Genomic DNA, 21,748 nt, shown 5'->3' on the forward strand with positions numbered 1-21,748 from the left:
CCCGGAGGCCCCATGATCTCGACCACGCAGACCCAGCGCATCCTCGACGCCGTCGACGCCGCATTCGACGAGCAGGTGCGCGCGACCGCCGACCTGGTCTCCGCGCCCTCGTTGCGCGCGGACGAGGAAGCCGCGCAAGACCTCATCGAGGGGCGCATGGCCGCGCTCGGCCTCGACATCGACCGCTGGACGATCGGTTCGCCCGAACTCGAATCGCATCCCGGGTACGGGCCGTCCACCGTCGACTACTCGGGGATGACGAACGTGGTCGGAACCTACACGCCGGCGCGAGAGGCTGGCCGATCGCTGATTCTGAACGGTCACATCGACGTCGTGCCGGAGGGGCCGGAAGCGCAGTGGTCGCGCTCGCCGTGGGACGCCGAGGTGCGCGACGGATGGATGTACGGTCGCGGCGCCGGTGACATGAAGGCCGGGCTCATCGCGAACCTGTTCGCGTTCGATGCGCTGCGCCGCGCCGGCCTGGCACCGACCGCCCGCGTGCACCTGCAATCGGTCGTCGAGGAGGAGTGCACCGGCAACGGTTCGCTCGCCGCACTGCTGCGCGGCTACGAAGCCGACGCCGTCATCATCTCGGAACCCGAGGAGGACGCGCTCGTCCGCGCGAACGTCGGCGTCCTGTGGTGCACCATTCGGGTGAGCGGCGAGCCGACCCATCCGCGTGAGATGGCGAACGGCTTCAACGCCATCGACGCGGCCTACGAGGTGATCGAGGCGCTTCGCGGGCTGGAGCAGGAATGGAATGCCGAGCAGTCACAGCACCGGTACTTCGAGGATCTCGATCACCCGATCAACTTCAACATCGGCGGCATCCGAGGCGGAGACTGGCCGTCGAGCGTTCCGGCGTGGTGCGAACTGAGGCTTCGCGTGGCGCTGTACCCCGGCATGGCCGCCGCGGATGCGCACGCCGCGGTCGAGCAGTGCGTGCGCGGGGCCGCGTCGGGCGCCGAGGATCGCCGCCCGTTCGACGTCGAGGTGACGCCCGACGGGTTCTACGCTGAGGGCTACGTGCTCGAACCGGGCAGCGACGCCGAGGCGGTGCTCGAGCGGACGCACCGGGCCGCGTTCGGGCGCGAGCTCACCAGTTTCACCACGCCGGGCTACCTCGATGGTCGCGTGTTCGTGAACTACGGCAACACGCCGACGCTCGTGTACGGGCCGGTATCCGAGAACATTCACGGGTTCGACGAGCGCGTCAGCATCGAGTCGATTCGCCGTTGCACGCAGTCGATGGCGCTCTTCATCGCCGAATGGTGCGGGGTCGAAGAAATCGATTGAGCCGGGAGGGGCGCGTGTCGACGGTACTCGATAGCCTGGATGCAGAGCCCGCACGTGCACCGAGCGCGCGGGCGCGCAAGCTGCAGAGATCCGTGAAAGGAAAACCCCATGGCGTATCGAGTGCAAGGCGTTGTCGTCCGAGAGAAGAACGCCCCGGTCACCATCGAAACGGTGATCGTGCCGGACCCGGGCCCGGGTGAGGCCGTCGTCGACATTCTCACGAGCGGCGTCTGCCACACCGACCTGCACTACAAGCTGGGCGGCATCAACGACGAGTTCCCGTTCCTCCTCGGCCACGAGGCGACGGGTCGCGTCGCAGCCGTCGGCGAGGGCGTGACCGAGGTCGCAGTGGGGGATCGCGTGATCCTCAACTGGCGCGCGGTCTGCGGGCAGTGCCGCGCCTGCGCGAAAGGGCAGCCGCAGTACTGCTTCGACACGCACAACGCGAAGCAGAAGATGACGCTCGAGGACGGCACGGAGCTCTCACCAGCACTCGGCATCGGAGCGTTCATCGAGAAGACCCTCGTCGCCGCCGGCCAGTGCACGAAGATCGACGAGGAATCGGATGCCGCCGCAGTCGGACTGCTCGGCTGCGGCGTCATGGCGGGCATCGGTGCGGCGATCAACACCGGTGGCGTGCAGCGCGGCGAGTCGGTCGCGGTCATCGGCTGCGGCGGCGTGGGCACTGCGGCGATCGCAGGCGCGCAGCTGGCGGGAGCGACCACGATCATCGCCGTCGACATCGACGACGCGAAGCTCGAGCAGGCGAGGCGCTTCGGGGCGACGCACACCGTGAATTCGCGCTCCGAGGATCCGGTCGAAGCGATTCGCGCGCTGACGGAGGGGTTCGGCGCCGACGTGGTGATCGATGCTGTGGGCCGCCCTGAGACATACACGCAGGCGTTCTACGCTCGCGATCTCGCTGGCCGCGTCGTACTCGTCGGCGTACCGACGCCCGAGATGCAGCTGGAACTGCCGCTGCTCGACGTCTTCGGGCGGGGCGGATCGCTGAAGTCGTCGTGGTACGGCGACTGCCTGCCGAGCCGAGATTTCTCGATGCTCATCGATCAGTACAAGCTTGGGCGTCTCGATCTCGAAGGGTTCGTGACCGAGCGCATCGGCCTGGGCGACGTCGAGGCCGCATTCGACCGAATGCACGAGGGCACCGTGCTGCGCTCGGTGGTGGTGCTCTGATGGCCGCGCGTATCGAACGACTGGTCACGAGCGGCACGTTCTCGCTGGACGGCGGCACGTGGGACGTCGACAACAACGTCTGGATCGTCGGCGACGACTCCGAAGTGATCGTCATCGATCCCGCTCACAGCGCCGAAGCCGTGGCGGAGGCCGTCGGCGAGCGCCGCACCGTCGCGATCCTGCTCACCCACGGGCACGACGACCACATCCGTGCGGCACGCGAGACGGCCGATCGACTCCAGGCGCCGTTGCATCTGCATCCGGCCGACGCAATGCTGTGGGAGACCGTGTACGACTCGGCCCCCGATGCGGAGATCGCGGACGGCGATGTGTTCTCGGTGGCGGGCGTCGAGCTGACGGCGCTGCACACGCCCGGGCACTCGCCCGGCTCGACCTCGTTCACCGCGCCGCAGCTCGACGCGGTGTTCACCGGGGACACCTTGTTCCAGGGCGGACCTGGTGCGACCGGTCGCTCCTTCAGCGATTTCCCGTTGATCATCGAGTCGATCCGCGGAAAGCTGCTCACCCTTCCGGCTGAGACCGTGGTGCACACCGGACACGGGGACACGACGACGATCGGCGATGAGGCCCCGCACCTCGACGAGTGGATCGCGCGCGGGCACTAACAGCACGGCGAGTAGATCCGCGGACTCGCGATGCCGCGCGCGTGACGTCGTATGACGGCGGACGTCACGCGCGCGGCCGCGGTGTGATGAACTCTCGACATGAGCATCCCGCGTCTTCTCGACCACATCGTCATCGCCGGCCCCGATCTCGACGCACTCATCGAGTGGTTCGCTGACCGGACGGGGGTCACCGCCGAACGCGGAGGGGCGCACCCCACCGGCACCGCGAATGCCCTCGTTGCGCTCACGGTGGGAGAGCAACGAGGCCCGCAGTACATCGAACTCATCGGCCCTGATCCGGATCGCGAGACCGCTGCGCTCCCGACGACCTTCGCGATCGACACTCTCGACGAGCCTCGCGTGCAGGCCTACGCCGTGCACCCGCACGACATCGACGCGACGGTCGCCGCTGCCCGGGCGAGCGGGTTCGATCCCGGTGACGTCTGGGAGCTCTCCCGGCGCACCCCCGCGGGAGAGCTGCTCGAATGGCGTCTCACCGGAGCGGCGATGCACCGCCTCGACGTGCCATTCCTGATCGATTGGGGAACGACGGCGCAGCCCGGAACGGGAGAGCTGCCGACGATCGAACTCGTCTCCTTCGTCCGTGAGGAGCCGGACCCTCTGGCGGTCGACACTGCGCTCGCGGCGCTCGGCCTGGGCGACGGTGCCGCCGAGACCATCACCGGACCTCGCCCGGGGTATCGACTCGAGCTGCAGCGCGCCGACGGCGCGCTCGTGACCTGCTGACATGCCCGCCCCCCGCAGCGGTGGCGCGAACCATGCGCAAGAGGTGTACCTCGAGTACCAGCGACGTTCGAGAACCCCGCAGACGCCCCCGGGCGACGAGCCGTCGCGGTTCGCCGGAGCCGGAGCAGACGCTCACACGAAGCTGGGGCGATCCGTCGACGATCTGAGGCCTGCGCTCGAGACGCTCGCAACCCGCCTCTACGAAGCCCCCGAGATCGGCTTCGCAGAGCACGGCTCGGTGCGGGAGCTCGCCGCTGTGCTCATCCAGCACGGCGTCGAGCCCGAAGTGGGGGCGTACGGCCTCGAAACGGCCCTCCGGGCGCAAGTGGGCACCGGGAACGGGCCGCACTTCGCGATACTCGCCGAGTACGACGCGCTCCCCGGGATCGGTCACGCCTGCGGGCACAACCTGATCGCGGGCATCGCCGTCGGCGCGTTTCTCGGCGCCGCTCCGATCGTGCGTGAACTCGGCGCGACCCTCTCGCTCATCGGGACTCCGGCGGAGGAGAACGGCGGCGGCAAAGAGCACATTCTGCGAGCCGGCGGGTTCGATGAGATTCATGCCGCGGCGATGGTGCATCCAGCGGCGGGTGCGAAGGCCTCCCCGATCTGGGGTGAGCGCACCACGGGCGTGCGCCGTATCGCGGTGACGTACCGGGGCCGCGCTGCCCATGCCGCTGGGGAGCCATGGCTCGGAATCAACGCGCTCGACGCCGTCGTATCCGCATACCAGTCGGTGGCCCAGCTGCGGCAGCACATCCTCCCCATCGACCGCGTGCACGGCATCATCACCGACGGCGGTGCCGCACCGAACGTCGTGCCGGAGCAGGCCTCAGCGCTCTTCTACGTGAGATCCGGCGAGATCGATACGTTGCGGGTGCTCATGGACCGCGTGGTCGATGTGCTGCGCGGGGCAGCGCTCGCCACCGGCACGACCGCGGAGATCGAAGTCGACCCCGTACCGCCGTATCTGCCGCTGGAGCCGAGCGTCGAGCTGATGCGCCGCTGGGCCGGAGCGCTCGGTGAGCGAGGACGAGAGACGCCGCCGTCACCCGCGGTCGCCGCGCAGGCCGGGCCGTCGACCGACATGGGAAACGTGACGCAGTTCATCCCCGCCATCCATCCGTCGATCGGGATCGGCGGTCCGGAGACGGTGCACCCCCACCACGCCGCGTTCGCCGATCAGACCGTGCAGCCATCCGCGTTCGCCGCGATGACCGATGCGGCCGCAGGACTCGGTGCAGTGGCGATCGACTACCTCGCCGATGGGGCGCTGCGGGCCGCCGTCGATGCTGAGTTCGCGGCGCGCGGCGGGCGGTATCGCTGGGAGTCGTGACTCCGGGAGTCGTGGCGCTGCTGCCGCGCGCGCGGGGTGCCGTGGCGCTGCTGCCGCGCGCGCGGCTGAGCGGCACCGAAAGCGCGGGGGTCTAGCGGCGCAGCTGCTCGGAGACTGCTGTCAGTACGGAATCGGGGGAACCGGTGGCGTCGTAGACCGCCACCAGGACGCGGCGCTCGCTGCTGTCGTGATCGGCCGTGAGCCAGCGCAGGTAGAGCGATGTGAGCTCGCGCAGATCCTCGGTCAGCGCGGCCGCGGCATCCGTGGTGCGGCCGCGCAACCACGCGCGCAGTGCGGCATTGTGGGCCGCAACGAGCGAGGCGCCGAGGGTCGACGCCACCCAGGCAGGCGCACCCGGCTGCTGCACCTCGCGGATGTAGCGGGTGAACACGCGTTCGTAGCGGTGGGTGATGACGAGCTCTCGGTCGCGGAGAGCGGGCGTGAGGCGCATGAGTTCGAACCGCAGCCGTGCGGCCTCTGGATCGCGGAGCAGGAGTCGCAGCACATCGGCTGTCGCAGAGACGAGAGCGTCCGCGGGGGTGAGGGTCGTGTCCTCGAGGGCGGCCTCGAGACGGGCGAGCGCGTGATCGTGGTCGGCGAAGATGACGTCGTCTTTGCTGCCGAAGCGTCGGAAGAACGTGCTCCGGCTCATCCCGACCGCTGCGGCGAGAGCTTCAGCCGTCGTCGCTTCGTAGCCGCGTTCCGCGAGGTGGCGGATCGCCGCGGTCGAGCTCTCCGGCGTCATTCCGGCTCCGTGCGGTGGCATGCCAAGAAACTAGCACACCGGTGAGCCGGTGAAACCGAGTTCCACTCGTGAAGGCGTTACGAGCGCGGGCCGGTCGGGGCTTCGACGTGGGGAATGGACTTGACTTGACACCGAGTGTCAGGCATGCTCGACGGCGAACGCGTCGGCGCGCGCCGTCGCAGGGAGGAACCCATGCCGAACTCGAAGCCGGTCGTCAGCCAGGGTACCGCGGAGCCCGAATATGCGCTCTGGGAACCGCTCGATCCCGATGTCGCCGGAGTCTTCCGCGGCGTCTCGAGCGAGGATCTCGCATACCGGGATTGGGCTCGCGCGTTCGTGCAGGATGAGGTGCGGCCCGTCATCGCAGGCATCTGGGATCGGGCCGAGTATCCGCTCGATCTCGCGCTTCGCCTCGGCGAACTCGACCTCATGCGCGACGGCATCGACGTTCCGGGTTATCCGGAGCAGAGCCTGCTGGCCGCGAGCCTCACCATGATGGAGCTCGCGCGCGGAGATGGGTCGATCGCGACGATCGTCGGCGTGCAGGGCGGTCTCGCGCTGCGCTCGATCGCGTATTGCGGCTCCGAAGCGCAGCGCGATCGTTGGTTCGAACCGCTCGCGAGGGGCGCCGAGCTCGGAGCGTTCGCACTCACCGAGCCGACGCACGGTTCGGACTCCGTCAGCTTGGAGACGAGCGCCGAAGCGGACGGAGACGAGTACGTCATCACGGGGCACAAGAAGTGGATCGGGTCGGGCAGCGTCGGTCAGGTGTCGGTGGTCTGGGCCCGAGGCGATGACGGTCAGGTGCAGGGCTTCCTGGTGCCGCAAGACGCGGAAGGATATCGGGCGACGACGATCGAGGGGAAAGTCTCGTTGCGCGCCATCTGGCAGGCGCACATCGAGCTCGACGGTGTGCGGGTGCCGGCGAGCGCGAGGATGCCGGGCGCGAACAGCTTCAAGGACACGGCCCGCGTGCTGCAGGCGACGCGCCTCGGCGTCGCCTGGTCCGCGCTCGGGCACGCCGTCGCCGTCTACGAGTCGGCCGTGCACTACGCGAAGCAGCGCGTGCAGTTCGGAAGGCCGCTCGCCGCCTCGCAGATCGTCCAGTCCCGGCTCACCGAGATGCTGAGCGGCGTGACCTCGTTGCAGTCCCTCCTCATGCAGCTCACGCGCGCGGAGGAGCGGGGTGAGCTGTCGGGGCCCGGCGCCTCGCTCGGCAAGTACACCGCCACGCGCACGGCGCGGGATCTGGCGCGGAACGCTCGCGACCTGCTCGGCGGCAACGGCATTCTGCTCGAGAATCGGGTCGCTCGCCACTTCGCCGACATCGAAGCCCTGCACACGTACGAGGGCACGGAGACGGTGCAGGCGCTCATCATCGGTCGCGACATCACGGGAATCTCCGCATTCGCCTGAGTTCAGTCCTCGAGCGGCGCTGCAACCCCGGCTGATCCCCGGGACCTCGGGGAACCGGTGGCCGGTGCGAGCGCTCCGGAGTCGAGTGCGAGCCAGAGGAGTGCGCGCTCGGTGGGGGCGTCGAGCCGCACGTCGAGATCGCGCTCGGCAGCGTGCAGGTGACTGCGCAGCGTCTGCCGGTGCACCGCGAGCTGAGCGGCCGCGCGTTCGATGGCTCCGTTGGCCGCGAGGTACGCGTGCAGTGCGACGCGCGTGCGCTCGGCGAGGGCGGGATCGAGCATCTCCAGGCGCCGTCGCCATTCCGCGAACACCGGGACGGTTCTGGAGGCGTCGATCGAGGCGCTCCAGGCCTCCCGACGGCTCAGCTCGGCGTACGACACCGCGACGACGTCGCGCTCCCGGGTGCCGAGGTGCGCCCGTGCCGCTTCGGCTCGCAAGTCGAGCAGCCCGCTCGCGGGCGCGGTGCGGCTGATACCGGCTCGCCAGCTCGCGAGGTTGCCGGTCTCGTTCGCGAGGAACTGGGTGACGAGCGGCTGCACCTCCTGATGATCGGCCCCCGGGATCACGATGATGAACTCCGATCCGACGGCGCACAGCAGCGGAACCACGGTGAACTCCGCCTGATTCCACGCATTCGCGAGATGAGCCTTGAGGAGCAGGCCGGCAGCCGGCTCCTTCATGCTGGGGAGCCCCGGGTCGGGCGAGGGGCCGAGGTGCACGACCGTGCAGCGCGTGCTCGATCCGAGCAGCAGCTCGAACAACCGCGCATCGCCTTCGAGTCGCCCGGTGAGAGCCTCGGTGAGCACGCGTTCGCGGAACGAGGTCGCGGTGACGTCGCCTCGACTGCTCGTGCGCGAGTCATCGATGAAGAATGCGATCGAGCCGATCATGCCCTGCTCCAGCGGAGAGTATCGGCGCATTCGAGTGACGGCGATCGGTGCGCCTGCGGTACTCGCGATGTGCACGAAGCGTGCGCCGAGGGAGACGCTCGTCGAGCGCCGTCCGGATGCCGCGTGCCGGGAGAGCTCGCCGGAGATGGCCCGCATTTCGCCGTCCCCCAGTACCCGTCCTGCGGAGGCGGGGTCTCCGGCGGCGTCCCGCCAGACGACCGTCGCCTCGAGCTCGGCCGCAAGGGTCTCGAGTGCTTCAGTGCGCAGTCCGGGGCCCGGCGCGGCGGCAAGGCGCTGCTGCAGGTCGAGGAGACGCTGCACCTGGCTCATCTGAGCTTCCGCAATACGAGCGGAAACGTGCTCGGCGATGGCGATGTAGGGGGTGGTGAGCGGGACGCGCAGAAGCGGAAGCTGATGCTTCACGGCTGCGCTGCGCCATTCCTGCGGGATCTCCTCCACGGTGAGCCCCACTCCGAACCCGACGCCGGCGACGCCGTGCTCGCGGAGACGCCGAAACAACTCGTCCAGCGACTCCGGCGTGCGCTCGATGAGGCCGGTGGTCAGCAGCAGCACCCCTCGCGTCAGCCACGGGCTGGGATCGGTGACTTCCGCGACGTGCACCCAGGTGACCGACCGGCTCAACCAGTCGTGGCCGACGACGCAGGTGAGTGCCAACTCTTTCGCGCGGGTGAGATCGGCGAGTGTGGGGTAGGGAGCCGGTCGCGGTGCTGGCATGTGCTCCTCCTGACTCCATGCGCAAGCGCGTTCACTGTATGAGTGAGTGTATCTGCTGCTACTCACCCTCAGCGCGATTGCGGACGATGCAGTGGCCGACGATGCTGGAATCTCAGCGCATCACGACAACCAGGAGGGGTCATGCCAGCGACCGCACGTCAGTTCGAGATCATCGGAGCGCCCTTCGACGGAGCGGCCACGCTCGGGTATCCCGGGTCCCGCTACGCACCGGATCGTATTCGTCAGCAACTCGGCTGGATCACGCAGCGCGTGGAGGCTGGATCGGTGTTCTCGCTCGAAACCGGCGAGCTGCACGATGCTCCGCTGATCATCGACGGCGGCGACGCCGACATCGTGGCCCACGACGTGCTGACGACGCTCGAGCGCACGAGTGCGCGAATCGCGCGGAGCGTGCGGTCCGGGAACGTGCCCATTCTGCTCGGGGGCGACGACTGCTTCCTGTATGCGGGCACCAAGGGGCTTCATGATGCCACCGATGGAACGGTCGGCGTGATCCACTTCGATGCGCACCTCGACGTGATGGACCGAAACGAGCAGCAGGGCACCCACAGCCAGTCCAGTGGGATGCGGCGATCGCTCGAACTCGATCGGGCGCGGACGGAGCACAGCATTCAGGTGGGGCTCCGGCACTTCAACTTCCCGTCTTCGCGGGCCTACCTGGAGAGCGGCGGCCTGGCGCGCATCACCGCGGCGGAATTCGATAGGAGCGGCACCGCAGCCGTCGTCGAACGAATTCTCGAACGCACCGCAGGCGCCGACCATGTGCATCTGAGCTTCGACATCGACGCGATCGATCCGGCGCACGCGCCGGGCGCGGGAGCCCTCGAGCCGGGCGGGATCACGTCACGGCAGGCGATCGACACGATCATGGCGCTTGCACCGCACTGCGATTCGTTCGCAGTGACCGAGGTCAACCCGATGACGGATCACCAGGACATGACCGCGACCCTCGCGGCCTATCTCTGCTATTACTTCGCCGTGTTCGGGCAACGACACAGCGACGACTGACCCGATCGAACGCGTCGATGGAGCGCGTTCGGTTTCGCATGATGAAGTGAGGGAGTGGGACGATGGCGGAACACCAAGAGCAGGTGAGCCCGGTGCTCGACACCGGGGCGGTGAACATCGTGCGCAAACGCGAGCTCGGCCGCGCGGTGCGCGGAACGTTCGTCGGCAATGTCATGGAGTGGTACGACGTCGGAGTCTTCGGCTACCTCGTCGTCACCCTCGGCCCCGTATTCCTCCCCGAGGCGAACCCTGCGACGCAGGTCATCTTCATGCTCGGCACCTTCGCGAGCACGTACCTGTTCCGACCGCTCGGCGGTCTCTTCTTCGGCTGGCTCGGGGACAAGATCGGACGCAAGCGCGTGCTGTTCATCACCCTGACCACCGTGGCGCTGGCGACGTTCCTCATCGGTCTGCTTCCCGGCTATGCCTCCATCGGCATCGCAGCGGCTGTGCTGCTGATCGTGCTGAAGATCGTGCAGGGGTTCTCCGCCGGCGGGGAGTTCACGAGCGCCGTGACCTTCATCAGTGAGTCGGCGCCCGACAAGAAGCGGGGGTTCTACGCCGCCTTCCTCGACGCGGGCAGCTATCTCGGCTTCGTGTTGGGCGCAGCGATCGTCACGGTGCTGCAGATCGCGTTCGGTCAGGAGGCGATGGTCGACGGGCTCTGGCGCGTCCCGTTCCTCATCGCTGGCCCGCTCGGCTTCGTCGCGATCTACCTCCGCATGCGCGTCGAAGAATCGCCGCACTTCACGGCGCTGCTCGCCGAGGCGGCGCCGCTCGCACGTCCGCGGGCGGATGGGCGCCCGACCCTGCGGGTGAATCCGGCGCGCGTATTCATCGCCAACTGGAAGCCGATGCTGGTGGTCGTGCTGCTCGTCGCGGCCGCGAACTCGGCCGGTTACGCGTTCACCTCGTACATGCCGACGTATCTCTCGACGGTTCTCGAGCACGATGCTGTTCAGGGCAATCTCTTCTCACTTCCGCTCATGCTGCTCATGGCGATCTGCATGCCGTTCGTTGGAATGCTCTCCGATCGCGTGGGCCGCAAGCCTGTGCTGTTCGCAGCGTCCCTGTGGGTGATCGTTCTCAGCGTGCCGGCGTTCCACCTCATCGGAGGTGCGCAGCCGGTGGGCATCGTCTGCGGCCTCGCGCTGATCGGGCTGCCGGTCGCGCTCTACATGGGAACCCTCGCCTCGACTTATCCGGCGCTCTTCACCACGCGCTCGCGCAACACGAGCCTGGGAGTCTCGTACAACGTGTCGATCGCGCTCTTCGGAGGCACGGCCCCACTCGTGATCGACTCGTTGATCCGCGTGACCAACGACCCTCTCGCCGCGGCCTACTATCTCATCGGCATGTCCGTCGTCGGTTTCATCACCGTCTGCTTCCTGCGTGAGAGCGCCGGACAGCCGCTCGAAGGATCGGAGCCCAACGTCGAGACGGCGCTCGAGGCTCACCGCATCCATACGGCCCGAATCGCGCTGCTCGAGCGGCGCTGACGTTCAGCGGCGGCCGCGAGCTAGACGGAGGCCTCGATACCCGGGAGCAGCTTGCCGAGGATCACGGCGAGCTGCTCCCGCTCCGCGGTGTCGAGCGGGGCGAGTACGAGCTCGCGAATCTGCGCGACATGGGCGGGAGCGGAGGCGCGAAGCGCGGCGAGACCGTCGTCGGTGAGCCGCGCCGTGCGCGTGCGACCGTCGCCGCCGCATGCGGAGCGCGCGACCCAGCCGCGAGCGACGAGCGCGTCGATGGCGTGACTCAGACGCGATCGGCTCAGCCCTGCGAGGCGGGCGATCTCGGACATCGGCGGTTGCTCGTCTCCCGGACGGGCGAGCATGACGAGAATCGCGTAATGGGCGTGGTTGATCCCCGCGCCGTCGCGCAACGTTCGGTCGAGCGCTTGGGGGAGGAGCTGGGCGAATCTGATGGCGGGGAGCCAGGTGCGCATCTCGTCGTCGCCGAGGCGGCGGTCGGGAGCGGGTCGAGCATCGTCGCGCCCGGCTCCCCGGCCCGTCGCATCCTTCGGCGTCGCCACCGCGCTCGCCGCCGGTTCTTCCGGCTCCGGCTCCATCACGCTGCCGAGAGATCGATCGTATGCGCCGTGTGGTCGCGCTTGGATTCGAGGTACTTCCGGTTGAAGCCGGAGAGGTGCACCGACGTCGCCACACGATCGACGACCTCGATGCCGAGGGCGCCGAGCTGCTCGGCCTTATCGGGATTGTTGCTCAACAGCCGGATTCGCTCAGCGGCGACTGCGCTCAGCATCTGGGCAGCGGCCGTGTAGTCGCGCTCATCCTCCCCGCGGCCCAGCGCGACGTTCGCAGCGTAGGTGTCGAGGCCGGCGTCTTGCAGCGCGTACGCGTCGAGCTTCGCGTAGAGCCCGATCCCTCGCCCTTCCTGCCGCAGGTAGAGCAGGAAGCCGCCTTCGGCCGCGATGCGTTCGACGGCTTCGCGGAGCTGCGGACCGCAGTCGCAGCGCTCTGAGCCGAAGACGTCACCGGTGAGGCACTCGCTGTGCAATCGCACGAGCGGTGCCGGCGGCGCGCTGGCCGCTCCGCTGACGGGCCCGGCGTCACCCGTCGGGAGGGCGCCCTGCCACTCTCCGAGGGCGAGGAGGAGGTGCTCCTTCCCGTCGACGAGCCCGTCGAAGGTGAACACGTCGGCTGCTGCGGTGTACCCGTCGGGAAACCGGAGGGGGATGCGCACCTGGGTCCGCACCGTCGCAGCGGATGAGGCTCGATCACCCTCGCGAGTGCGTGAAATTTCAACCATGTGGGATGCAACGCGAATGCCCGGGTCCTATTCCCGGGCATTCGCAGGCGCGCGGCGCAGGAGCCGCGCCGGCGTCCTACTCGTCGTCGAGCGGGTGCGGCACCGTCGGAATGGCGCCCGTGAGCGGGCGGCCATCGCGAATCAAGCGGCGCTTCCGCAGCTGCCACAGCACTGCGAGGATCGCGAACCACACGGGCGCCGCCAGGATCGAGGGCCGGGTGTCGTCGCCGTACAGGAGCGTGCCCGCGATGAAGACGAAGAACGCGAGCACGAGCCACGGTGCAATGCGCGAGAGCGGCATCTTGAACCCGGAGGAGGCGTGCCGCTCCGGGTACCGCTTCCGGTACACGATGTAGCTCACGACGATGGACCCCCACGTGAACAGAATCAGCGTCGCGCACATCGATGAGACGAAGGTGAAGGCCGCGATGACGCCGTCGCCCGCGAACAGCAGCGGGATCGCCGCGAAGAGGAAGACGCAGGTGAAGAAGACCGAGCGCTTCGGCACCCCTCGACTGTCGGTCATCGCGAATTTGGACGGTGCGTGCCCGTCCTTCGCGAGGCCGAACAGCATTCGCGTGCCGGAGTAGAGCCCTGAGTTGGCACTCGAGGCGGCCGAGGTGAGCACGACCAGCTGGATCACCACCGCTGCGAGGCCGAATCCGGCGGTGGCGAGGGTCGCGACGAAGGGGCTCTTGTCAGGCGCGATCTCGTCCCACGGCGTGACCGCCATGATCACGGCAAGCGCACCGATGTAGAAGATCAGAATGCGAATGACGATCGAGTTGATCGCCTTGGGGAGCGTCTTCCGCGGATTCTGGGTCTCCGCAGCGGCCGTGCCCACCAGCTCGACGCCGATGAACGAGAAGATGCCCATCTGGAACCCGAGCACGAAGCCGCTGATGCCCATGGGGAACATTCCGCCGTGCGTCCAGAGATTCGTGATCGAAGCCGTCGTGCCGTCGGGGGACTGGAACTGCGTCGCCATGAGAATGACGCCGACGACGATGAGCCCGAGAATCGCGACGATCTTGATGATCGCGAACCAGAACTCGGTCTCGCCGAAGAACTTCACCGGTTGCAGATTCAGCAGCGTCAGCACCGCGGCGGTGATCAACGCCGGCACCCACGCGGGGACGTTCGGATTGAACCACTGCACGTACGCCGTGATCGCGACGATGTCGGCGACGCACGCGATCACCCAGGAGAACCAGTAGTTCCAGGAGACGAAGAACCCGGCCCACGGGCCGAGCATGTCCTTCGCGATGTCGCCGAAGGTCTTGTAGTGCAGGTTCGAGAGCAGCAGCTCGCCGAGAGCGCGCATGATGAAGAAGACGAAGAACCCGATCACCAGGTAGACGAAGATGATCGCGGGGCCTGAGACGCTGATGAGTTTGCCCGAACCGAGGAAGAGCCCGGTGCCGATCGAGCCGCCGATGGCGATGAGCTGCAGGTGACGGTTCTTCATGCCGCGCTGCATGCCGCCGTCGGGCGCTTCAGGGGGGACCTCGTCTGGTTGCTGCGAAGATGCTGTTTCGGTGCTGGTCATGACACTCCTGTGTGCAGTCCGCATTGAGATCCTCGATGCGGTGGGGTGGAAGCGGTCTGGATCGCCGTCAGGCTACGACGCGGAACGTGTCGAGCGCGGGATCGGCCGCGCCGCGCACGTACCCGGCCGGGCTGGCCGAGGTGGCGCGCAAGAAGGAAACGACCTCAGCAGAGAGTACCTCCCCTGGGAGCACGTTCGGCACACCGGGCGGATACGCCGCGAGCGCATCTGCGGAGACGCGGCCGACGGCATCCGTCGCCGCGACGACCTCGACGCCGCTGAAGAAGGCTTCGCCCAGACCCATGGCGCGCTCGCACTGCGACGGGAGGGCGATGGGCCGCTCCGGCTCAGCATCGGCCTCGGGAAGCGCTTGCAGCGCGCTGAGGAAGCGGTCGACGTCGATGGCAGACGTCGCTCCGACGAGTGCGAGCAGCGCTGAGGGGGTGGAGAGTTCGCAGTAGACGCGGTGGTCGCGCAACAGCAGGTGCTGCGCATCCCCGCCCGTGATCCCGGCGCCGCGGGTGTCGATGGCGATCTTGAGCGGATCGTTCGCGATGGCGTCCGGTCGTGCAAGCACGTCCGGCGTCGCATCGCGGTAGCGGCGATCGGCGCGCACGGCCGCGCGGATCGCTTGCGCGGAGTCGATCGCGCGTCCGACGAGATCGGGGCGTGTGGCGATGTGCATGCGCGCTTCGTCGAGCGAGGCGAGCAGGAGCGCGCTGCTCGACGTCGACTGGAAGGAGCGGACGACGCGATCGACGAGCGATTCGAGCGCCTGCGCGTGCGGACCGTGGCCGAGGTGGAGCATCGCGGATTGCGTGAGCGATCCCGCCGCTTTGTGCGTGCTGGAGATCACGAGGTCGGCACCGCGGCGCGCGGCATTGGTCGGCAGATCGGGGTGCATGCCGAAGTGGGACCCCCACGCCTCGTCGACGATGAGCGGGACGCCGTGGTCGTGCGCGACGCGAGCGATGGCGGAGATGTCGGCCACGGCGCCGAAATAGCTCGGCGACACGATGTACACCGATGCGCTCTCCGGGTGCTCCGCGAGCGCTTCGGCGACCTGGTCCGCGGTGACGCCGTGCGAGGCGCCGAGCCCGGCGTCGACGGAACCCTGTACGAAGTGCGGGTCGAGTCCGACGTGCGTCGCGCCGTCGATGACGCTCGAGTGCACGCTCCGCTGCATGACGACCTCGACGCCCAGGCCGCGCGCCACCGTCGTCGCCACATGGTTGCCCCCGGATGCGCCGTTCGTGACGAACCACGTGCGGCTGGCTCCCCATGCCTCGGCGGCGAGCTGCTGAGCGCGCATCAGGGGGGTGACGCGGCCAGGGGTCGTGAGGTGCCAGGTCTCCTGATCGACACCGCTGAAGAGCACCGGGAAATCGATGCGCATGGCATCGGCGCCGACGAGCGCTGCGACACCGGGGGCGTTCTCCACGACCCCGTGGTGCGCTGGCACGTGCAGACGCTGCCAGTCCTGCTGGGCGAGGGAGCGGAGCGCGTCGACGTACGGCGTCTCCTGCTGGCGGGCGGCAGCGGCGGTGGGGGCCGCGTCAACGCGGCGGAGAGAATCGAGCACGCCCCTCACCATAGGCAACGCGGCACCCCTGCGGAATATCAAGTATTCACACTGCGTGACATAGTCTGTATCAGATGATCACCCTGCAGCAGTTCCGAGTGCTCCTCGCCGTGCGCCAGCACGGGAGCCTGACGCGCGCCGCTGATGCACTGCGGTACGGCGTGCCGACAGTGACGCACCACCTGCGCGCGCTCGAGGCGCATCTCGGAGCGGATCTCGTCGTGCGGGACCGGAACGGTGCGCGGCTGACCGAGCTCGGCGAACTCTTCGCGGGCGAGGTCGCCCCGGTGCTCACCCGCATCGAGCGCGCCGAGCGCGCCGTGCACGAATTGCGTGACGCGGGCGCGGTGACCATCAGGGTCGGCACGTTCTCGTCGACTGGGTCGCGCCTCATCCCCGCGGCGATCGCAGAACTGCGGCAGCGCAGCTCGGTGCGGGTCGAGGTGATCGAAGCGGAGCCCACGGAGGTCGTCGGCCTCGTGCGTGCGGGTGAGGTGCATGCCGGGCTCATCTACCACGTATCGACCGAGCCGGGATTCGTCGGCACCGACCTGGTGCAGCGCTCGCTGTTCTCCGAGCCGTACCGCGTGCTCGTGGCGAAGCGCAGCCCGCTCGCGGAACTCGACGCGCTCGACTTCGCTGATCTCGCCGAGGTCGCCTGGGTGTGCAGCCGCAGCGACGATGAAGCCTCCGACCGGGTGCTGCGACGCGTCTACCAATCGCTCGGCGTGCCCATGCGCGAGCTGATGCGCACGGACGACCTGTACATGATCCACGGACTCGTCGCCGAGGGGCTGGGCTGCGCCCTCACGACCCGGGCGGCCGTCGACGCCGACTTCGACGTCGTGCTGCGACCCGCGAAGCAGGACCTGGGGGAGCGACGTGTCTCCTTCGTCACGCGGCGCGCGCCGATGCCGGCGGCAGTCGGATGGTTGGGGGAGATCCTCGAGCGGCTCACCGCCGCACGGCGCTAGCCGCACGAATCGCGCTCTCGGCTTCCCGGGGAGTCAGAGTCCCAGCCCCCGGATCGCCTCGCGCACGGAGACCTGAGCCTCCTCCGCCGTGACCTGACCGGTGAGCCACCGGCCGGAGAGCCCCTCGACGAGGGCGGTGAGGATCAGCGCTGCCGCGGCAGGGTCGAGATCGCCTCCGCGATCCTGCACCGCTTCGGCGATGAGCTCGTGCACCGTGCGCTGCCAGGCAGCCGTCGAACGGGCCACGGCGGCTGCCTGGGCCGGTTCGAACACCGCGAGCGCCCGCAATTCGTTCCAGGCGATGGAGCCGGCGCGGATCTCGGGATCCCGGCCGAACTCCGAGCAGAGCAGGGCCGCGAGACGCGTCGCGGCGGTCGTCGCATCAGCGGAGTGGGTAGCGCGATCCGCTGCGCGTTCCGTGACGTGGTCGAGGGCCGCCTGCAGCAATCCGTCTCGGTCGCCGAAATGGTAGGCCAGCAGGCCGATCGAGACCCCCGCGGTGCTCGCGACGTCCTGCATGCGGAAGCCGCGAATCCCTGCGCGGGCGATCGTCTGCTCGCACGCGGTGAGGATGCGCTCGCGCGCGTCGTTCGTCACGTCGACTCCCTCGGATCGCGCGTCCACTTGACAGGGGCGCTGCGGCAACTGAAACTGTTTTCAGGATAGGCGCTGCATGCGGCGCCGACAAGCGCGAGCTCCGCATTGCGGACGGAAACGAGGATGTTCATGGACGAAGCGACGACCCCCTTCGAACTCATCGAGGCATCGATCTCGGACGTGCTCGACGCGCTCTCGCGCGGCGAGATCACGAGCACCTGGCTCACCGAGCGCTACCTGGCCCGCATCGAGGCCTACGATCGCGGGTCAGAGGGACTGAACTCGATCGTCGTGGCCAATCCGAATGCGTTGCGCGACGCCGCGGAGTCGGACCGTCGCTGGCGCGAAAGGCTCGCACGCCCGCTCGAAGGGGTGCCGTTCACGGTCAAGGACTCGTACATGGTCGAGGGGCTCAGCGTCGCAGCCGGGTCGCCGGCGTTCGAGCACCTCATCGCCCAGTGGGACGCCTTCACCGTGGCCCAGCTGCGGGAAGCCGGAGCGGTGCTGGTCGGCAAGACCAACATGCCTCCGATGGCGGACGGCGGAATGCAGCGCGGCGTCTACGGGAGGGCCGAGAGCCCCTACAACCCGGAGTACCTCGCAGCGGCGTACGCCTCCGGATCCTCGAACGGCTCCGGAGTGTCGACCGCAGCGAACCTCGCCGTGTTCGGCATGGGGGAGGAGACCGTCTCATCGGGCCGCAGCCCAGCATCGAATAACGGTCTCTGCGCGTACACCCCCTCATGGGGCGTGCTCAGCATCCGGGGCAACTGGCCGCTCTTCCCGGCGAGAGACGTCGTCGTGCCGCACACGCGCTCCATGCCCGACATGCTGCGCGTGCTCGACGTGCTCGTGCGCGACGATGCCAACACTCGCGGCGACTTCTGGCGCAACCAGCAGGTCGTCGACCTGCCGAGCGCGAGTGAGCACCGGCCGGCGAGCTACCTCGACTTGAACGACCGCGAAGCGCTGCGCGGCAAGCGCTTCGCGGTGCCGGCGATGTATCTCGGCGAGGATCCCCGCTTTCCGATCGAGGTGCGCCCGTCCGTGCTCGCGCGTTTCGCAGAGGCCCGCGAGCGGCTCGAAGCGCTCGGCGCCGAGATCGTGGTCACCGATTTCCCCCTCATCGAGCAGTACGAGGGCGACCGGCCGGGCCAGGAGAACGTCGGAGCGCTCGGCGTGCTGCCCGAGGGCTGGATGGACACGGAGTTCAACCACTTCCTCGCATTCGGGTGGGACGACTTCCTGAGAGCCAATGGCGATCCGAACATCCCGAACCTCGGCGCCGTCGACCCCGACACGATCTTCCCCCAGCCACCCGGCGCGCTTCCCGATCGATACGAAGAGGTCGAAGACTACGAGAACCGGTACCGCGCCACGGTGACGATGGCGCAGACGGGAATCTCCGATCCTCGAGACCGGGCCGATTTCGCGGACGGATTGCGCGCTCTCGTTCGCCTCCGCGAGCAGCTCTTCGAGTCGTGGCTCCGCGACCAACACTTCGACGGCGTGGTCTTCCCGGCGAACGCCGACGTGGGCGCGTGGAACGCCGATGTCGATCAGACGGCGGCGGATCGCGCATGGGCGAACGGCGTCTTCTTCTCGAACGGCAACTACGCGCTGCGGCACCTCGGCATTCCGACGGTGACGACGGCGATGGGCATGATGGACGACATCGGGATGCCGGTCGGCATCACGTTCGCCGGGCGTGCGTATTCGGATCCAGAACTGCTCAGGTACGCGGCGGCGTTCGAAGCGGGCGGCGGCGGCTCACTCCGGGTCGCGCCCGCGTCGACGCCGGCGCTTCCCGAGGACCGCCTCGGGTAGCGCCGGTCGCGCGGGGCGTCAGCTCAGACGACGTCGCTCTCGGCCTCGCCGAGAGGCTCGGAGAGCGGGACGTACCGGTCCACGCTCAGGGCGAGCCGTCGCAGCAGTACGCCGAGACGGTCTCGCTCGGATTTCGGGATGCCGCTCAGCAGGCGCTCCTCGGAGTCGGTGAGGCGTGTGATCGCGGCGTCGACGAGCGTGAGGCCCCTGGGCATCATCTCCACGAGCACTCCGCGGCCGTCGTTCGGGTCGGTGAGGCGACGCACGAGATCGCGCTCCGCCATGCGATCGATGCGGTTCGTCATGGTGCCGCTCGACACCATCGTCTGCTGCCCGAGCAGTTTGGGGCTCTGACGGAACGGTTCGCCGCTGCGCCGCAGCGCGGCGAGTACGTCGAACTCCCAAGACATGAGGCCTGAACGCTCGAATGCCTGCGCGCGGGCGCGGTCGATGTGCTTCGTCACGCGCCACATGCGGGAGAAGATCGCGAGCGGAGCGAAATCGAGATCCGGGCGCGCTGATTCCCAGTCCGCAATGATCCGGTCGACCTCGTCTTCGTGCTTCATCCCTCCATTATCGAGCCAGGGAGGCGTTGTTCGCGACCTGGCGTGGTGCGATGGGGAGCGGAGCCGTGGCAGACTAGTACGCGTGCCGAAATCGGCGCGGTCCGCCTTGGTGTAATGGCAGCACGACAGCCTTTGGAGCTGTTAGGTCCAGGTTCGAGTCCTGGGGGCGGAGCGATGGAACGAAGCATCGCTTCGGGTCGTCGCTCCGCGCGGCGCTTACGAGCGCCGTCAATGTCGGGGTAGCGCAGCTACTCTGTGTGTGGGGAGCGATGGAACGAAGCATCGCTTCGGGTCGTCGCTCCGCGCGGCGCTTACGAGCGCCGTCAATGTCGGGGTAGCGCAGCTACTCTGTGTGTGGGGAGCGATGGAACGAAGCATCGCTTCGGGTCGTCGCCGAAGAAAGGACACCATGGCAGAGCACCTCGCAGTCGTCATTCTCGCAGCGGGTCAGGGAACCCGCATGAAGTCGGCGTTGCCGAAGGTGCTGCACCGCATCGGGGGGCGCTCGCTGATCGCGCACGTTCTCGACGCCGCAGCTGGACTCAATCCCACGCAGGTGGTGGCCGTGGTGCGCCACGAGCGGGATCGCGTCTCGGCAGCCATCCTCGAGCACGCGCCTGACACGGTGATCGTCGATCAGGATGAGGTGCCGGGCACGGGCCGCGCCGTGGAGCAGGCGCTCGCCGCACTCCCCGATGACTTCGATGGCTCGGTCGTCGTGCTCTCGGGCGACGCCCCACTCATCGACACCCCGACGCTCGAGGGGCTCGTCAAGGGTCACCTCGGCGGCGGTCGCGCGATGACGCTCCTCTCCGCCGTGTTCGACAACCCGACCGGCTTGGGGCGGATCCTGCGCGACGACAACGGCGCGGTGCTGGGCATCGTCGAGGAGAAGGACGCCGACGACGATCAGCGTCGGATCACCGAGATCAACGGCGGCATCTACGTCTTCTCGCGTCGGTCGCTGCAGACCGCGCTTGCGAGCATCGATACGAACAACGCGCAGGGTGAGAAGTACCTCACCGATGCGGCGGCCCGCATCCTCGTCACGGGCGGAGACGTCGAGGCCGTGGCGACCGATGATCCCTGGACGATCGCCGGCGTGAACGATCGAGCGCAACTCGCTGAGGCGGGTCGCGAGCTCAACGCGCGTATCGTGCGCGCGCATCAGCGGGCGGGCGTGACGATTCAGGATCCGACGACGACCTGGATCGACGCCGACGTCTCCATCGAACCGGACGTCGAGATCCTCCCCGGGACCTTTCTGCAGGGTGCGACATCGATCGCCACGGGCGCCGTCATCGGGCCGGACTCGACGCTCGTCGACTGCGAAGTGGGCCCGGACGCCCGCATTCGCCGCAGTGAGGCAACGCTCGCGGTCTTCTCGGCCGGCGTGACCGTGGGGCCTTTCTCGTACATCCGCCCCGGCACGGAACTCGGTGCAGGCGGAAAGATCGGAGCGTTCGTCGAGACCAAGAACGCGAAGATCGGCGATGGCAGCAAGGTGCCTCACCTCAGTTACGTCGGCGATGCGACGATCGGCACCGACAGCAACATCGGCGCCGGCAGCATCTTCGCGAACTACGACGGCGTGCAGAAGCACCAGACCGTGGTGGGCGATGGTGTGCGGGTCGGCTCGAAGAATGTGCTGATCGCACCCGTTACCATTGAGGACGGCACGTACACGGCGGCCGGCACGGTCGTGCGCAAGAACGTTCCGGCCGGCTCGTTGGCGATGAATGTCTCCCCTCAGCGCAATATCGAGGGTTGGGTCGCGGAGAACCGCGCCGGTACGAGCACCGCTGATGCGGCGCAGCGTGCTGCGGAGCAGGAGAAGTAACCGAGGTTTGTTGGGTATGTCAGCACC

19 protein-coding genes and 1 tRNA gene are annotated in these 21,748 nt (G+C 68.3%); 12 read left to right on the forward strand and 8 right to left on the reverse strand.

Going from position 1 to position 21,748, the window contains the following annotated elements:
* Nucleotides 1-12: 12 nt before the first annotated feature.
* The 5 genes from ABFX18_RS02770 to ABFX18_RS02790 all read left to right on the forward strand — a co-directional run bounded on the left by ABFX18_RS02770 (nucleotide 13) and on the right by ABFX18_RS02790 (nucleotide 5,199).
* On the forward strand, nucleotides 13-1,296 hold the full coding sequence (locus ABFX18_RS02770) for an ArgE/DapE family deacylase (RefSeq protein ID WP_346057302.1): 1,284 nt from the start codon (nucleotides 13-15) through the stop codon (nucleotides 1,294-1,296).
* 108 nt (nucleotides 1,297-1,404) lie between these two features.
* Nucleotides 1,405-2,490: an S-(hydroxymethyl)mycothiol dehydrogenase gene (locus ABFX18_RS02775; protein WP_211648654.1), complete on the forward strand. Its 1,086-nt coding sequence runs from the start codon at nucleotides 1,405-1,407 to the stop codon at nucleotides 2,488-2,490.
* A complete protein-coding gene (locus ABFX18_RS02780; protein WP_200331658.1) occupies nucleotides 2,490-3,116 on the forward strand; it encodes an MBL fold metallo-hydrolase in 627 nt (208 codons plus the stop codon). Before ABFX18_RS02775 ends, ABFX18_RS02780 begins: the two co-directional genes overlap by 1 nt.
* A 99-nt stretch (nucleotides 3,117-3,215) precedes the next feature.
* A complete protein-coding gene (locus ABFX18_RS02785; protein ID WP_090150282.1) occupies nucleotides 3,216-3,863 on the forward strand; it encodes a VOC family protein in 648 nt (215 codons plus the stop codon).
* A 1-nt stretch (nucleotide 3,864) separates the two neighbouring features.
* Nucleotides 3,865-5,199, forward strand: coding sequence for an amidohydrolase (locus ABFX18_RS02790; protein WP_346057303.1), 1,335 nt, complete (start codon nucleotides 3,865-3,867; stop codon nucleotides 5,197-5,199).
* A gap of 91 nt (nucleotides 5,200-5,290) precedes the next feature.
* Here ABFX18_RS02790 and ABFX18_RS02795 read toward each other — a convergent pair whose 3' ends face one another.
* On the reverse strand, nucleotides 5,291-5,965 hold the full coding sequence (locus ABFX18_RS02795; RefSeq protein ID WP_090150276.1) for a TetR family transcriptional regulator: 675 nt from the start codon (nucleotides 5,963-5,965) through the stop codon (nucleotides 5,291-5,293).
* Nucleotides 5,966-6,136: 171 nt separating this feature from the next.
* Here ABFX18_RS02795 and ABFX18_RS02800 point away from each other — a divergent pair, with 171 nt between their 5' ends.
* The gene (locus ABFX18_RS02800; RefSeq protein WP_346057304.1) at nucleotides 6,137-7,360 is read left to right on the forward strand and encodes an acyl-CoA dehydrogenase family protein; all 1,224 of its coding nucleotides are present in this window, start codon (nucleotides 6,137-6,139) and stop codon (nucleotides 7,358-7,360) included.
* A gap of 2 nt (nucleotides 7,361-7,362) precedes the next feature.
* Here the strand turns inward: ABFX18_RS02800 and ABFX18_RS02805 are convergent, their stop codons facing one another.
* Nucleotides 7,363-8,985 (reverse strand): PucR family transcriptional regulator, encoded by a 1,623-nt coding sequence (locus ABFX18_RS02805; RefSeq protein WP_346057305.1) that lies wholly within the window; start codon nucleotides 8,983-8,985, stop codon nucleotides 7,363-7,365.
* A 141-nt stretch (nucleotides 8,986-9,126) separates the two neighbouring features.
* Between ABFX18_RS02805 and ABFX18_RS02810 the strand changes: the two genes are divergently transcribed.
* Both ABFX18_RS02810 and ABFX18_RS02815 read left to right on the forward strand, forming a co-directional pair.
* Nucleotides 9,127-10,014, forward strand: coding sequence for an arginase family protein (locus ABFX18_RS02810; protein ID WP_346057306.1), 888 nt, complete (start codon nucleotides 9,127-9,129; stop codon nucleotides 10,012-10,014).
* Nucleotides 10,015-10,076: 62 nt separating this feature from the next.
* Nucleotides 10,077-11,513 carry an MFS transporter gene (locus ABFX18_RS02815; protein WP_200331668.1) on the forward strand — a complete coding sequence of 479 codons (1,437 nt, stop codon included), beginning with the start codon at nucleotides 10,077-10,079 and terminating at the stop codon, nucleotides 11,511-11,513.
* Between the two features lie 20 nt (nucleotides 11,514-11,533).
* Here the strand turns inward: ABFX18_RS02815 and ABFX18_RS02820 are convergent, their stop codons facing one another.
* The 4 genes from ABFX18_RS02820 to ABFX18_RS02835 all read right to left on the reverse strand — a co-directional run bounded on the left by ABFX18_RS02820 (nucleotide 11,534) and on the right by ABFX18_RS02835 (nucleotide 15,917).
* Nucleotides 11,534-12,085, reverse strand: a complete 552-nt coding sequence (locus tag ABFX18_RS02820) for a MarR family winged helix-turn-helix transcriptional regulator (protein ID WP_346057307.1) — start codon at nucleotides 12,083-12,085, stop codon at nucleotides 11,534-11,536.
* Nucleotides 12,085-12,732 (reverse strand): GTP cyclohydrolase II, encoded by a 648-nt coding sequence (locus tag ABFX18_RS02825; RefSeq protein WP_346057308.1) that lies wholly within the window; start codon nucleotides 12,730-12,732, stop codon nucleotides 12,085-12,087. Before ABFX18_RS02825 ends, ABFX18_RS02820 begins: the two co-directional genes overlap by 1 nt.
* Before the next feature lie 130 nt (nucleotides 12,733-12,862).
* Nucleotides 12,863-14,335, reverse strand: coding sequence for an amino acid permease (locus ABFX18_RS02830; protein WP_346057309.1), 1,473 nt, complete (start codon nucleotides 14,333-14,335; stop codon nucleotides 12,863-12,865).
* A 67-nt stretch (nucleotides 14,336-14,402) separates the two neighbouring features.
* Nucleotides 14,403-15,917, reverse strand: a complete 1,515-nt coding sequence (locus ABFX18_RS02835; RefSeq protein WP_346057310.1) for an aminotransferase class I/II-fold pyridoxal phosphate-dependent enzyme — start codon at nucleotides 15,915-15,917, stop codon at nucleotides 14,403-14,405.
* 74 nt (nucleotides 15,918-15,991) lie between these two features.
* Between ABFX18_RS02835 and ABFX18_RS02840 the strand changes: the two genes are divergently transcribed.
* The gene (locus ABFX18_RS02840; protein ID WP_346057311.1) at nucleotides 15,992-16,891 is read left to right on the forward strand and encodes a LysR family transcriptional regulator; all 900 of its coding nucleotides are present in this window, start codon (nucleotides 15,992-15,994) and stop codon (nucleotides 16,889-16,891) included.
* A 33-nt stretch (nucleotides 16,892-16,924) separates the two neighbouring features.
* Here the strand turns inward: ABFX18_RS02840 and ABFX18_RS02845 are convergent, their stop codons facing one another.
* Nucleotides 16,925-17,488, reverse strand: a complete 564-nt coding sequence (locus tag ABFX18_RS02845; protein WP_346057312.1) for a TetR/AcrR family transcriptional regulator — start codon at nucleotides 17,486-17,488, stop codon at nucleotides 16,925-16,927.
* A gap of 129 nt (nucleotides 17,489-17,617) precedes the next feature.
* Between ABFX18_RS02845 and ABFX18_RS02850 the strand changes: the two genes are divergently transcribed.
* A complete protein-coding gene (locus ABFX18_RS02850) occupies nucleotides 17,618-19,315 on the forward strand; it encodes an amidase (protein WP_346057313.1) in 1,698 nt (565 codons plus the stop codon).
* Between the two features lie 23 nt (nucleotides 19,316-19,338).
* On the opposite strand, the gene ABFX18_RS02855 is transcribed toward ABFX18_RS02850, so the two are convergent.
* Nucleotides 19,339-19,881 (reverse strand): MarR family winged helix-turn-helix transcriptional regulator, encoded by a 543-nt coding sequence (locus ABFX18_RS02855; RefSeq protein ID WP_200331675.1) that lies wholly within the window; start codon nucleotides 19,879-19,881, stop codon nucleotides 19,339-19,341.
* Between the two features lie 100 nt (nucleotides 19,882-19,981).
* Here ABFX18_RS02855 and ABFX18_RS02860 point away from each other — a divergent pair.
* Together ABFX18_RS02860 and glmU are read left to right on the forward strand one after the other, a co-directional pair.
* Nucleotides 19,982-20,053, forward strand: a tRNA-Gln gene (locus ABFX18_RS02860).
* A 237-nt stretch (nucleotides 20,054-20,290) separates the two neighbouring features.
* Nucleotides 20,291-21,721 (forward strand): bifunctional UDP-N-acetylglucosamine diphosphorylase/glucosamine-1-phosphate N-acetyltransferase GlmU, encoded by a 1,431-nt coding sequence (gene glmU, locus ABFX18_RS02865; RefSeq protein WP_346057314.1) that lies wholly within the window; start codon nucleotides 20,291-20,293, stop codon nucleotides 21,719-21,721.
* The last annotated feature ends 27 nt before the right edge of the window (nucleotides 21,722-21,748 follow it).

It is taken from the genome of Leucobacter alluvii, from assembly GCF_039530485.1.
In the GTDB taxonomy this organism is placed as follows: domain Bacteria; phylum Actinomycetota; class Actinomycetes; order Actinomycetales; family Microbacteriaceae; genus Leucobacter; species Leucobacter alluvii.

What these genes read in the sequence shown, in the direction of transcription:
- ABFX18_RS02770 (WP_346057302.1), top strand. Translation starts at nt 13, where the DNA reads ATGATCTCGACCACGCAGACCCAGCGCATCCTCGACGCCGTCGACGCC.
- ABFX18_RS02775 (WP_211648654.1), top strand. Translation starts at nt 1,405, where the DNA reads ATGGCGTATCGAGTGCAAGGCGTTGTCGTCCGAGAGAAGAACGCCCCG.
- ABFX18_RS02780 (WP_200331658.1), top strand. Translation starts at nt 2,490, where the DNA reads ATGGCCGCGCGTATCGAACGACTGGTCACGAGCGGCACGTTCTCGCTG.
- ABFX18_RS02785 (WP_090150282.1), top strand. Translation starts at nt 3,216, where the DNA reads ATGAGCATCCCGCGTCTTCTCGACCACATCGTCATCGCCGGCCCCGAT.
- ABFX18_RS02790 (WP_346057303.1), top strand. Translation starts at nt 3,865, where the DNA reads ATGCCCGCCCCCCGCAGCGGTGGCGCGAACCATGCGCAAGAGGTGTAC.
- ABFX18_RS02795 (WP_090150276.1), bottom strand. Translation starts at nt 5,965, where the DNA reads ATGCCACCGCACGGAGCCGGAATGACGCCGGAGAGCTCGACCGCGGCG.
- ABFX18_RS02800 (WP_346057304.1), top strand. Translation starts at nt 6,137, where the DNA reads ATGCCGAACTCGAAGCCGGTCGTCAGCCAGGGTACCGCGGAGCCCGAA.
- ABFX18_RS02805 (WP_346057305.1), bottom strand. Translation starts at nt 8,985, where the DNA reads ATGCCAGCACCGCGACCGGCTCCCTACCCCACACTCGCCGATCTCACC.
- ABFX18_RS02810 (WP_346057306.1), top strand. Translation starts at nt 9,127, where the DNA reads ATGCCAGCGACCGCACGTCAGTTCGAGATCATCGGAGCGCCCTTCGAC.
- ABFX18_RS02815 (WP_200331668.1), top strand. Translation starts at nt 10,077, where the DNA reads ATGGCGGAACACCAAGAGCAGGTGAGCCCGGTGCTCGACACCGGGGCG.
- ABFX18_RS02820 (WP_346057307.1), bottom strand. Translation starts at nt 12,085, where the DNA reads ATGGAGCCGGAGCCGGAAGAACCGGCGGCGAGCGCGGTGGCGACGCCG.
- ABFX18_RS02830 (WP_346057309.1), bottom strand. Translation starts at nt 14,335, where the DNA reads ATGACCAGCACCGAAACAGCATCTTCGCAGCAACCAGACGAGGTCCCC.
- ABFX18_RS02840 (WP_346057311.1), top strand. Translation starts at nt 15,992, where the DNA reads ATGATCACCCTGCAGCAGTTCCGAGTGCTCCTCGCCGTGCGCCAGCAC.
- ABFX18_RS02850 (WP_346057313.1), top strand. Translation starts at nt 17,618, where the DNA reads ATGGACGAAGCGACGACCCCCTTCGAACTCATCGAGGCATCGATCTCG.
- ABFX18_RS02855 (WP_200331675.1), bottom strand. Translation starts at nt 19,881, where the DNA reads ATGAAGCACGAAGACGAGGTCGACCGGATCATTGCGGACTGGGAATCA.
- glmU (WP_346057314.1), top strand. Translation starts at nt 20,291, where the DNA reads ATGGCAGAGCACCTCGCAGTCGTCATTCTCGCAGCGGGTCAGGGAACC.